Below are 10,385 nucleotides of genomic sequence, written 5' to 3' on the forward strand. Positions count from 1 at the left end.
GGTTAGATGACGTTCTGGAATCTGTATTTCATCCTGAAGTTCGCGCTGTTCGCGACCGGGCACCTGCAGCCGTTCTGGCTCGCGAACCTCGCGTTCGCGGTGGCGTTGGTGGCGAGCGCGCCGATCCGCTCGCGTGCGTGGCGCATCGTCCGGCAGGTCGTGGCGATCGCGATCGCGGTGCCGCTGCTCGCGCGCGAGCTGCATGCGCCGCCGCTCGCCCGTCTCGCCGAGGCCGCGCGCGAAGTCAGCACGTTCCGTCTCGACTACTGGATGGAGCTGTTGCCGCGGCTGCTGCCGCCCGTGCTGGCGCTGGCGATCGTCGGCGTGCTGATCGTCTATTTCATCGTCAATCGCTGGCTGCGCGTCGCGACGTTCGTGGTGGCCGTGCTGATCGTGATGCCGCTGTGGCAGGCCGGCAGCGGGCTGATGGCGCGCGTCGCCGCGCCGGCGCAGACGCAGGCGAATGCGGCGGGCGCCGCACGCGTCGACCAGCCCGAGGACCACAACGCGGCGCTCGCGACGTTCCGCGCGCAGGAGTCGCAGCGGCAGGTCGCGTTCGGCCATCTCGGCAGCGATCCGGCCGCGCAGTTCGACGTGATCGTGCTGCACATCTGCTCGCTGTCGTGGGACGACCTCGACGCGGCGAAGGTGCGCAACCATCCGATGCTGAGCCACTTCGACTACCTGTTCACGAACTTCAGCACGGCCGCGAGCTACAGCGGCCCGGCGGCGATCCGCGTGCTGCGCGCGAGCTGCGGGCAGGAAGCGCATGCGGACCTGTACAAGCCCGCGCCGCCGCAGTGCCATTTGTTCTCGCAACTGGCGAGCGCCGGCTACACGGTGCAGTCGCTGCTCAACCACGACGGCCATTTCGACAACTTCCTGCAGGTGGTCCACGACAACATCGGCGTGGCCGATGCGCCGATGATCTCGAACGCGGCCGCGCCGGTCACGATGCATGCGTTCGACGGCTCGGCGATCAAGGACGACTACTCGACGCTCGCGAACTGGTACGCGCAGCGCGCGGCGGTGCCGGGGCCGGTCGCGCTGTACTACAACACGATCAGCCTGCACGACGGCAACCGCGTCATCGGCAGCGCGCTGACGAGCATCGATTCGTACCCGCAGCGCGCGACGAAAATGATGACCGACTTCGACCGTCTCGCCGACCTGATCGCGCAATCGGGCCGCCGCGCGGTGATCGTGTTCGTGCCCGAGCACGGCGCCGCGTTGCGCGGCGACAAGAACCAGATCGCGGGGCTGCGCGAGATTCCGACGCCGCGCATCGTGCACGGGCCGGTCGGCGTGCGGCTCGTCGGCTTCACGGGCAACCACGGCGCGACGACCGTGATCGACCAGCCGACCAGCTTCCTCGCGCTCGCGCAGTTGCTGTCGAATCTCGTGTCGAACAGCCCGTTCAAGCCGGGCGCGACGCTCGCGCAATATGCGGCCGATTTGCCGCGCACGCGAATGGTCGGCGAGAACGAGGGCACGGTGACGATGCAGACCGCCGCGGGCTATGCGGTGAAAACTCCGGACGGCGTATGGATCGACGAACAGTGACGATTTCCGGCGAAGGCGACGACGATCGCCTGTCGCAACCTAACGACGTGATTGGCCTCGCGCGGCATCTGCCCGCGCTCGATCCCGAGCGCTATGTCGACGAGCAGGCGCGCCGCGCGTTCGACGCGTCACTCGATCGCTGGCCCACGCTCGCGAAGCTGATGGGATTGAAGCGGTAAACGCACGACGGCCGGCTTGATGGCCGGCACGTCGCCGCCGTGCCGGGCGAACCGGCTTACTGCGCCTTGCGTTCCGGCTGGCGCGTCCATTCGCCTTCTTCGCCCGGCACCTTGCCGAACGTCTGATCGGCCCACGCGGCGCGCGCCGCATCGATCTTCGCGCGTTCGCTCGACACGAAATTCCATTCGATGAACCGTTCGCCCGGCAGGTGTGCGCCGCCGAGCAGCATCACGCGGGCGCCGTTCGTACTTGCGAGCGCCACGGTCGCGCCCGGTTCGAGCACGGCCATCGTCGCGGGAGCGAGCGGCGTGCCGTCGATCGTGAGGTCGCCGTCGACGAGATATACGCCGCGCTCGTCGTGCTCCGCATCGAGCGCGAGCTGCCCGCCCGGCGCGAATTCCGCATACGCATAGAGCGTCGGCGAGAACACGGCGACCGGCGACGCGAGCCCGAACGCGGTGCCCGCGATCACGCGCACGGTCACGCCGTCGCGCGTGAACGACGGCAGCGTGTCGGCCGCGTGGTGAACGAACGCGGGCGCGGTGTCTTCATGCTCGACCGGCAGCGCGACCCAGGTCTGGATGCCATGCACCGGCTGCTCGCGCGGCCGATCCTCGTCGGGCGAGCGCTCCGAATGCACGATCCCGCGGCCGGCCGTCATCCAGTTCACGTCGCCCGGCACGATCTTCTGCCGGAAGCCGAGGCTGTCGTGATGCATCAGCGAGCCGTCGAACAGGTAGGTGACGGTCGCGAGCCCGATGTGCGGGTGCGGTAGCACGTCGATGCCGCGGCCGGCCGGCAGCACGGCCGGGCCCATCTCGTCGAAGAAGATGAACGGGCCGACGAGGCGCGCGGCGCGCGCGGGCAGAACGCGGCGCACGACGAGGTGGCCGATGTCGCTTTCGCGCGGCGTGAGCAGGGTCTTGATCGGGGCGGACATGTCGGGAATCTCGTGACGGGAACAGTGGCGGTGACGGGAGGCGCTCAGGCGATCGCCGTGTCGATCGCGATCGGGTGCGTGAGGATCTTGTGCACCGGGCACGCGTTCGCGATCTGCAACAGGCGTTCGCGCTGCTCGTCGGTCAGGCCGCCGTCGAGCGTGATGCGGCGCACGATCGTGCTGCCCGCGCTCCCCGATTCGTGCGTGAGCGTCACGTGCACTTCGTCGAGCGGCCAGTCTTTTCGTTGCGCGTACATCTTCAGCGTGATCGCGGTGCATGCGCCGAGACTCGACAGCAGCAGCGCGACGGGCGTTGGCGCCGTATCGCCGCCGCCGAGCGACGCGGGTTCGTCGGCGCGCCACTGGTGGACGCCGTCGGTAAAGTGGACGAGATAATCGACCGGGCCGATGCTCGCTTCGACGGTGAGTTCGCTCATGGCAATTCCAGGTGGGAAAGGGGGCGGGCCCGGCCGGGCATGGCCGCGGGCCGGACGTCAGGGTTCGAGCAGGCGCTGCAGTCGCAGCTCCTCGAAATCCAGTTCGGATTCTATGCGGTGCAGCACCGCGTCGTCGACCCGGCCGTCGCGATGCAGGCCGAGCAGCGCGTCGCGCGACACGCCGACCAGCTCGAGCTCGACGCGCAGCATCCGCGCGCGCACGTCCGCGGGCTCCGCGCCGTCGCGGTGCGCGCGTTCGTTGAACGCGACGCGGCTGCGGTATTCGGTCAGCAGCCGGTCGAGCGATGCGCGTTCGAGGCCGGCGCCGCGCTGCTCGCGCGCGTCGAGCTCGGCAAGCGCCGCGCCGAACGTGTGCGCGCGCACCGCATGTTCGGACATCGTGCGGCGCGCGGCCGGGCGCAGTTTCAGCACGCGGATCAGCGGCGCGAGCGTGCCGCCCTGCACGACGAGCGTCGCGATGATCAGCAGGAACGTGCTGAACAGAATCAGGTCGCGGCCCGGGAAGCTGGCGGGCAGCGCGATCGCGGCCGCGAGGCTCACCACGCCGCGCATGCCCGACCAGCCGAGCACGACGGCTTCGCGCCACGACCACGCCGCGTGGCCCGCGCGCCGCGCGCACAGGCGGCCCGGCAGCCACATCGCGACGAACACCCACACGACGCGCGCGCCGATCGCGGCGGCCGTCGCCGGCAGCGCGACCCGCAGGCCGGCCATCAGCACCGCGCCTTCGTGGTTCACGCCCGCGAGGATCGCGTGCAGCGCGAGGCCGATCAGGATGAACACGAGCGCGTCGAGCACGAACACGATCGCTTCCCATGTCGCCTTCGCCTTGATCCGCATGTCGGCGCCGAACACGCGATGCTGGCGCACGCCGAGCACGAGGCCGCAGGTGACGACCGACAGCACGCCGGAGCCGCCGACGGCTTCCGCGATTCCGTAGCTGCCCCATGCCATCGCGAACGTCACGACGATGCCGAGCATCGGCTCGCGCAGGCGTTGCAGCACCCAGCACATCGCATGGCCGCACGCGAGGCCGACCGCGATGCCGATCAGCGTGAGCGAGAAGAACAGGCCGGTCGCGCTCGCCCCCGTGATCGACACGGCGAGCGCGGCCGACACGGCCATCTGGTACAGCAGCAGGCCCGACGCATCGTTGACGAGGCTTTCGCCTTCGAGCACCGCGACGAGCCGTGCGGGCAGCGGGTGGCGCTGCAGGATCGCCTTCGCGGCGACGGCGTCGGGCGGCGACACGATCGCGCCGAGCGTGAAGCACGCGGCCCACGGCAGCGCGGGATTCGCCGCATGCACGGCAAGCGCGACCGCGACGGTCGTGAACGCCACGGCCCCGAGCGCGAGCGACGCGATCGATGCAAGCTCCTGCCGGAATTCCTTCCACGCGGTGTAGAACCCGCTCGACATCAGCAGCGGCGGCAGCACGGCGGCGAGCAGCAGCGCCGGGTCCATGTCGGGCGCGCGCTTGCCGGCGACGGCGACTACGCAGCCGCCGAGCAGCAGCACGACGGCCGGCGGAATCGAGATTCGCTCGGCGAGCCAGGTGAGGGCGCCCGCGCCGCAGATCAACAGCAACAGGTAATGGAACAGCTCGACGTTGGTCATGCGTGGCGGGCGGCGATGGAGTGGATCAAGAAGGCTTGCGGTCGTTCGCGGCGCCGCCCGGCAGCGCGCCGAACATGTGCTGGCTGCACTTCGCGTCGCACCACGCGGCGTTCAGCCGATGGCCGGACAGCATGCGCCGCGCGACGGGCAGCATCTGTTCGCCGGCCAGCATGCCGAGCAGGCCGACGAGCGCGATGACCGGCGGCGCGGGCGAGTTCACGCCGATCGCGCCGTAGATGACCCCGGTGAGGATGCCGGCGAGCAGCGAGAGGACATACGGTTTCATGGGGGCGCCTCGTGACGGCCGAGCGGCACCGGAACGGCACCGTCAAAGTTTTGAAAGCGTATCGGGTTTGCGAGAAGAAAAAAAGAGCGGGCGAGTTCGAACCGGCGTCGTTTCCGGAAGCGGATCGATTCCATTCCTTGGATGTTCGCGCCACGCGCTTGCGGCTTAAATGTTTCGACGCGGCCGATGACGATCCGGCGCCGACGCATTCCGGGCGCCTCCCGTTTTCACGGTCGAGGCAGGCTCGCCCTTTTTCCGTTCACAGGACCCCTTCGCCATGAGCAACCCGAAACTTGAAGTGCTGACGCCGCTGATCGGCGCGATCGAGGCCGTGCATTTCCAGGTCGGCGACGCGATCCGGCAGGCGGGCGGGCACAACGCGGATTACGTCGGTGTCGAGCTGAAGTACGGGTGGTGGCGGCGCGCGGCCACCCGCACGCGGCATGAAAAAGGGCAGCCCCGCGGGGCTGCCCTTCGTTCGTCCGGGCCGGCGGCGTGGCCGGCCCGTTCGCGGCGACGGCGATGCCGTTACAGGTTCGGCGACAGCGCGAGCGCGTTCGTCAGGTCGCCCATCGGCTGCGCGCCGTTCGCCTTCAGCGCGTCGTCGCGCTGCTGCAGGCCCGCGAGGCGCGGCAACGAGAAGCGGCGCGTGATGAAGCGCAGGATCGAGCCCGTGTCGTACTGCGTATGGTCGACGAAACCCTTCTTCGCATACGGCGACACGATCAGCGTCGGAATGCGGGTGCCCGGGCCCCAGCGATCGGCATTCGGCGGCGTCGCATGATCCCAGAAGCCGCCGTTTTCGTCGTACGTGACGACCACGACCATGTTCTTCCATTGCGGGCCGGCCTGCAGGTGCGCGATCACGTCGGCGATGTGCTGGTCGCCGGAGGTGACGTCCGTGTAGCCCGGGTGCTCGTTCAGGTTGCCTTGCGGCTTGTAGAACGTGACCTGCGGCAGCGCGCCCGCATCGATCGCCTTGATGAACTCGGCGCCGTTCGCGCCGCCGTCGAGCAGGTGCTGCGCACGGCTCGCGGTGCCCGGCGCCTGGTTCGCGAAGTAGTTGAACGGCTGATGGTGCGGCTGGAAGTTCGGCGTCGACAGGTCGGCGCCGTAGATCACGTTCGACGTGCCGTTCTGGCTCGCCTGCAGCGCCTGGCCCCACGCGCCGGAATACCACGCCCACGACACGCCCGCGTTGGTCATCAGGTCGCCGATGTTGGTCGCCGTCTGCGGCGGCATCGTCGACGGATTGGCCGGGTCGGCGAGCAGCGGATCGCCGCCCGTGGCCGCCTTGTTGCCGCTCGGCTGATACGCCGGTTGCATCGTGTTGATGCCGTAGAAGTCGGGCGTCAGCGCGCCGTCGTTGACGAACTTCGGCGGGCCGCTCAGCGCGGAAGCCGGCGAGTTCGTCGCGACCTTCAGCGACTTGCCGTCGGCGTTCAGCACGGCGATCTTGCCGGCCGCCGGACTCTTGTCGGCGTTCGGGTAGTACGGTGCGCACGCGCAGATCAGGTACTGGTGGTTCAGGAACGACCCGCCGAACGCGCCCATGAAGAAGTTGTCGGCCAGCACGTACTGCTGCGCGATCTTCCACAGCGGCAGCTTCGACGGATCGGCCGTGTAGTGGCCCATCGTCAGGCCGCCCGCGTCGGTCCATGCGGCGTACATGTCGTTCTTGCCGCCGTTGATCTGCATCTGGTCCTGATAGAAGCGGTGCACGATGTCGCGCGTCGCGATGCTCATCGACTGATTGAAACCGTTCGGATCGTCGATCGCGAACGGCGCGTTCGGCAGGTTCGCCGTCATCGCCTCGGTCACCGCCGGCGTGATGCCGGTCGCGGTCAGGCCGCCCCAGATCTTCGGCAGCGTCGCCATCGTCGAGCCGTCGCGGTCCTTCTGCACCGAGTTCGCGGCCGTCGCGTTCTGCAGCCCGTTCGCGCCCGGGAAGTTGCCGTACAGATTGTCGAAGCTGCGGTTTTCCGCATAGATCACGACCACGTTCTTGACGGCCGACAGGCCCTGCTGCGTGACGTCGTCGCCGCCGCAGGCGGTCAGGGCGAGCGCGGCCGCGAGGGCGATCGGCGTGCAGCGAATCCAGGCGTGCTTCTTCATGCGATGTTCTCTCTCTTCGTCGTTGGTCGCGTGTGGGAACCGGGTGGCGGAAGGGCCGGCGCACGAACCTCGCGGTACCGCCCGGCTGCGCGCATTATCTGGAACCGATTTGACAGCCGAGTGTAGGGCCGCTTTCAATTGACTGTCGGTGGAACGTCATTCAACGGTCACGGAACTGACATAAGCTCCGGCCGATTGCCCACCGCTACCAGAACAACGATGCACACCCTTCTGAAATCCTTCGCGTCCGCGCGATCGCTGATCCCGGCCGCGGCGACGCTCGCGGTGGTCGGCGCGCTCGCGGCGCTCGCCGGTTGCGATGCGCGGCCCGGCACGACCGCACCGGCCGCGTCCGTCGTACCGATGGCCCAGGCCGCTCCCGTTCCGGCGGTCGCGCCGGCCGGCCAGCCGCAGACGCGCGCGCAGGTGTTCGAGGGCGTGAAGCAGATGACGGCGCTCGGCAAGCAGTTGTTCTTCGATCCGTCGCTGTCCGGGTCCGGCAAGCTCGCTTGCGCGTCGTGCCACAGCGCCGAGCATGCGTTTGGGCCGCCGAACGCGCTGTCGGTGCAACTGGGCGGCGACGACATGCACCGTACCGGCTTTCGCGCGGTGCCGTCGCTGAAGTACCTGCGCGGCATCCCGCCGTTCAGCGAGCACTTCCACGATTCGCCGGACGAGGGTGACGAAAGCATCGACGCGGGTCCGACCGGCGGGCTGACCTGGGATGGCCGCGTCGACACGCGCGACGCGCAGGCGCGCATTCCGCTCACGTCGCCGTTCGAGATGAGCAGTTCGCCCGCACGGGTCGCGAAGGCGGTGCGCGCCGCGCCGTATGCCGACGCGTTCCGCAAGGCGTTCGGCGACCGGGTGCTCGGCGACGACCAGGCGACGTTCGATGCGGTGCTGCGCGCGCTCGACGCATTTCAGCAGCAGCCTGCGCTGTTCGATCCGTACACGAGCAAATACGACGCATATCTCGCCGGCCACGCGCAGCTCACGCCCGCGGAGCTGCACGGGCTGCAGTTGTTCAACGACGAGAAGAAGGGCAACTGCGCGAGCTGCCACATCAGCCAGCGCACGCTCGAGGGCGGCCCGCCGCAGTTCAGCGATTTCGGGCTGATCGCGATCGCGGTGCCGCGCAACCGCGCGCTGCCGGTCAATCGCGACCCGCGCTTTTACGATCTCGGCGCATGCGGCCCCGAACGCACCGACCTGAAGGGGCGCGACGAATTCTGCGGGCTGTTCCGCACGCCGTCGCTGCGTAACGTCGCGCTGCGCAAGACGTTCTTCCACAACGGCGTGTATCACTCGCTCGAGGACGTGATGCGCTTCTACGTCGAACGCGACATCCATCCGGAGAAGTTCTACCCGATCGTGCACGGCAAGGTGCAGATCTACGACGATTTGCCGAAGCGCTACTGGCCGAACATCAACCGCGAGCCGCCGTTCGACCGCAAGCGCGGCGATCGGCCGGCGCTGAATGCGGCCGAGATCAAGGACGTGATCGCGCTCCTCGGCACGCTGACCGACGGATATCAACCGACGGCCGCGTCTGCTGCGCGCTAGAAGACGGTCCTTGCGGCACGCATGCTATGCTCGCTCGCTGACGGGCGTGGCGCGCGCCGGAGGGCCGGCCCCCGGTTCGCCGGCATGCGCCGCGCCGTTCGATCGAACATCCAAGGAGAAAAAAACATGTCGATGCGTGCATCCCTTTCCGTCGTCACGCGCGTGCTGGCCGGCGCCGCGTGCGCAGCCGCGATGCTGCCCGCCCATGCGCAGAACAACCTGAACTTCCTGAACGACACGCCGATCAGCTATTTCAGCAACACCGATCGCGCATCGCTCACGAAGGCGGTCGTGCAGGCCCGCGACGAAGGCAAGGACGGCGAAACCACGACGTGGCAGAGCAGCGGCCGCGGCACGCAGATCGACGCGAAGCTCACGCCGAGCACGACCGAGACGGACGGCAAGACCTGCCGTGAAATCGCGACCGAAATCACCGCCAAGGGCCAGACGATGACGCTCAAGCCCGTCTACTGCAAGACGGCCGCGGGCAAGTGGCAGTTGCAGAAGCGCTGAGCACGCGCATGACGAAGCGGGGCGGCGCGCCGCGCACGGTATCGTGCGGCGTCGTGATCCTCGATGCGGGTGGCCGCGTGTTCCTCGCGCACGCGACGGACACCACGCACTGGGATATCCCGAAGGGGCAGGGCGAGCCGGGCGAGACGCCGGCCGACGCCGCGCTGCGCGAACTGCTCGAGGAAACCGGGATCGAATTCGCACCGGCGCGCTTGCTCGATCTCGGCCGCTTCGCGTACCGGCACGACAAGGACCTGCACCTGTTCGCGGTGCAGGTGGCCGAAGGCGAGATCGATCCGGCTCAGTGCACGTGTACGTCGCTCTTTCCGAGCCGTCGCGACGGCTCGATGATTCCCGAGATGGATGCGTACCGCTGGACCGCGCCGGGCGACGTCGACACCTATGCGAGCCGCAGTCTCGCGCGGTTGTTTCGCACGAAGCTGTCGCTGGTGGAACTGCATCGGCGCTTGTCGGGCACGTGAACGGGCGCCGCAGTTTTCGTTGCCGCCGGCCGTCCTTCGGCGCACGTCCATGAAAAAACCGGCCCTCGAGCCTAATGCCGTTCAGTTAAGAACTGAACGGCATTTTTGTTTTGGGTGTTGTAAACGGTGATGGAGGCTGTTAACCTGCGTCGCCATGCTTGATGACACCCTGAATTTTCTCGCTGAAGAACAGGAGACGCCCGACTGGGCTCGCCTGGGCGAGCACTTGCCCTACGAGTGGATTGAGCAGGTGGTGGCTTACACGGGACGGGCGAGCATCCGGCAACGCCGCTTGCCCGCTGAGCAGGTTGTTTGGCTGGTTATTGCGCTGGCATTGTATCGGCATCAATCGATCAGCGAGGTTGTCGACGATCTCGATCTTGCGCTACCGGATATGCAGGCGCCGTTCGTCAGCAAGAGCGCTGTCGCTCAGGCCCGGCAGCGCCTGGGCGCGCAACCACTGAAGGCGCTGTTCGAATTGTCGGCCAAGGCGTGGGCTGAGCAGGACCGCAAACAATACCTGTTCAAGGGGTTGAGCCTGTTTGCGATGGATGGCACGACGCTCAGGACGGCGGACACCCCCGAACATCGGGCTCATTTCGGCGCCCAGGTTTATGCCGGCAACACCATCGCCAGTTATCCGCAGGTCCGTGGCGTGACGCTGA

Annotated in this window: 11 protein-coding genes; 6 read left to right on the forward strand and 5 right to left on the reverse strand. The window is 68.1% G+C overall.

From position 1 onward, the window contains the following. The first annotated feature begins 6 nt into the window (after positions 1 to 6). Positions 7 to 1,563, forward strand: coding sequence for a cellulose biosynthesis protein BcsG (gene bcsG, locus AC3IFE_RS01130; protein ID WP_489189337.1), 1,557 nt, complete (start codon positions 7 to 9; stop codon positions 1,561 to 1,563). Next, positions 1,545 to 1,742: a hypothetical protein gene (locus tag AC3IFE_RS01135; protein ID WP_069617189.1), complete on the forward strand. Its 198-nt coding sequence runs from the start codon at positions 1,545 to 1,547 to the stop codon at positions 1,740 to 1,742. The genes bcsG and AC3IFE_RS01135 overlap by 19 nt, the downstream gene beginning before the upstream one ends. Before the next feature lie 56 nt (positions 1,743 to 1,798). Here AC3IFE_RS01135 and AC3IFE_RS01140 read toward each other — a convergent pair whose 3' ends face one another. The 5 genes from AC3IFE_RS01140 to AC3IFE_RS01160 all read right to left on the reverse strand — a co-directional run bounded on the left by AC3IFE_RS01140 (position 1,799) and on the right by AC3IFE_RS01160 (position 7,159). Next, positions 1,799 to 2,683, reverse strand: coding sequence for a pirin family protein (locus AC3IFE_RS01140; RefSeq protein WP_489189338.1), 885 nt, complete (start codon positions 2,681 to 2,683; stop codon positions 1,799 to 1,801). 44 nt (positions 2,684 to 2,727) lie between these two features. Continuing rightward, a complete protein-coding gene (locus tag AC3IFE_RS01145; protein ID WP_301738856.1) occupies positions 2,728 to 3,120 on the reverse strand; it encodes an OsmC family protein in 393 nt (130 codons plus the stop codon). 57 nt (positions 3,121 to 3,177) lie between these two features. Then, entirely contained in the window at positions 3,178 to 4,758 is a 1,581-nt protein-coding gene (locus AC3IFE_RS01150) for a cation:proton antiporter (RefSeq protein WP_301738858.1), read from the reverse strand. 25 nt (positions 4,759 to 4,783) lie between these two features. Next, positions 4,784 to 5,044 (reverse strand): XapX domain-containing protein, encoded by a 261-nt coding sequence (locus tag AC3IFE_RS01155; RefSeq protein ID WP_301738859.1) that lies wholly within the window; start codon positions 5,042 to 5,044, stop codon positions 4,784 to 4,786. Positions 5,045 to 5,572: 528 nt separating this feature from the next. Then, a complete protein-coding gene (locus AC3IFE_RS01160) occupies positions 5,573 to 7,159 on the reverse strand; it encodes an acid phosphatase (protein ID WP_089467222.1) in 1,587 nt (528 codons plus the stop codon). Between the two features lie 219 nt (positions 7,160 to 7,378). On the opposite strand from AC3IFE_RS01160, the gene AC3IFE_RS01165 reads away from it, so the two are divergent. From AC3IFE_RS01165 to AC3IFE_RS01180, 4 genes are all read left to right on the forward strand, one after another. Then, complete coding sequence (locus AC3IFE_RS01165; protein WP_489189339.1) at positions 7,379 to 8,725, forward strand: cytochrome-c peroxidase; 1,347 nt, start codon at positions 7,379 to 7,381, stop codon at positions 8,723 to 8,725. A gap of 126 nt (positions 8,726 to 8,851) precedes the next feature. Then, positions 8,852 to 9,238, forward strand: a complete 387-nt coding sequence (locus AC3IFE_RS01170; protein ID WP_301738863.1) for a hypothetical protein — start codon at positions 8,852 to 8,854, stop codon at positions 9,236 to 9,238. Between the two features lie 8 nt (positions 9,239 to 9,246). Beyond that, complete coding sequence (locus tag AC3IFE_RS01175; RefSeq protein WP_301738864.1) at positions 9,247 to 9,720, forward strand: NUDIX hydrolase; 474 nt, start codon at positions 9,247 to 9,249, stop codon at positions 9,718 to 9,720. A gap of 154 nt (positions 9,721 to 9,874) precedes the next feature. After that, a partial coding sequence (locus tag AC3IFE_RS01180) for a transposase domain-containing protein (RefSeq protein WP_489189340.1) occupies positions 9,875 to 10,385 on the forward strand: 511 nt, incomplete at its 3' end.

This window comes from Burkholderia sp. APQ4-4ca (genome assembly GCF_057837105.1).

Excerpts from the sequence above, each read along its gene's own strand:
- bcsG (WP_489189337.1), top strand. The coding sequence starts at position 7 with ATGACGTTCTGGAATCTGTATTTCATCCTGAAGTTCGCGCTGTTCGCG.
- AC3IFE_RS01135 (WP_069617189.1), top strand. The coding sequence starts at position 1,545 with ATGGATCGACGAACAGTGACGATTTCCGGCGAAGGCGACGACGATCGC.
- AC3IFE_RS01140 (WP_489189338.1), bottom strand. The coding sequence starts at position 2,683 with ATGTCCGCCCCGATCAAGACCCTGCTCACGCCGCGCGAAAGCGACATC.
- AC3IFE_RS01145 (WP_301738856.1), bottom strand. The coding sequence starts at position 3,120 with ATGAGCGAACTCACCGTCGAAGCGAGCATCGGCCCGGTCGATTATCTC.
- AC3IFE_RS01150 (WP_301738858.1), bottom strand. The coding sequence starts at position 4,758 with ATGACCAACGTCGAGCTGTTCCATTACCTGTTGCTGTTGATCTGCGGC.
- AC3IFE_RS01155 (WP_301738859.1), bottom strand. The coding sequence starts at position 5,044 with ATGAAACCGTATGTCCTCTCGCTGCTCGCCGGCATCCTCACCGGGGTC.
- AC3IFE_RS01160 (WP_089467222.1), bottom strand. The coding sequence starts at position 7,159 with ATGAAGAAGCACGCCTGGATTCGCTGCACGCCGATCGCCCTCGCGGCC.
- AC3IFE_RS01165 (WP_489189339.1), top strand. The coding sequence starts at position 7,379 with ATGCACACCCTTCTGAAATCCTTCGCGTCCGCGCGATCGCTGATCCCG.
- AC3IFE_RS01170 (WP_301738863.1), top strand. The coding sequence starts at position 8,852 with ATGTCGATGCGTGCATCCCTTTCCGTCGTCACGCGCGTGCTGGCCGGC.
- AC3IFE_RS01175 (WP_301738864.1), top strand. The coding sequence starts at position 9,247 with ATGACGAAGCGGGGCGGCGCGCCGCGCACGGTATCGTGCGGCGTCGTG.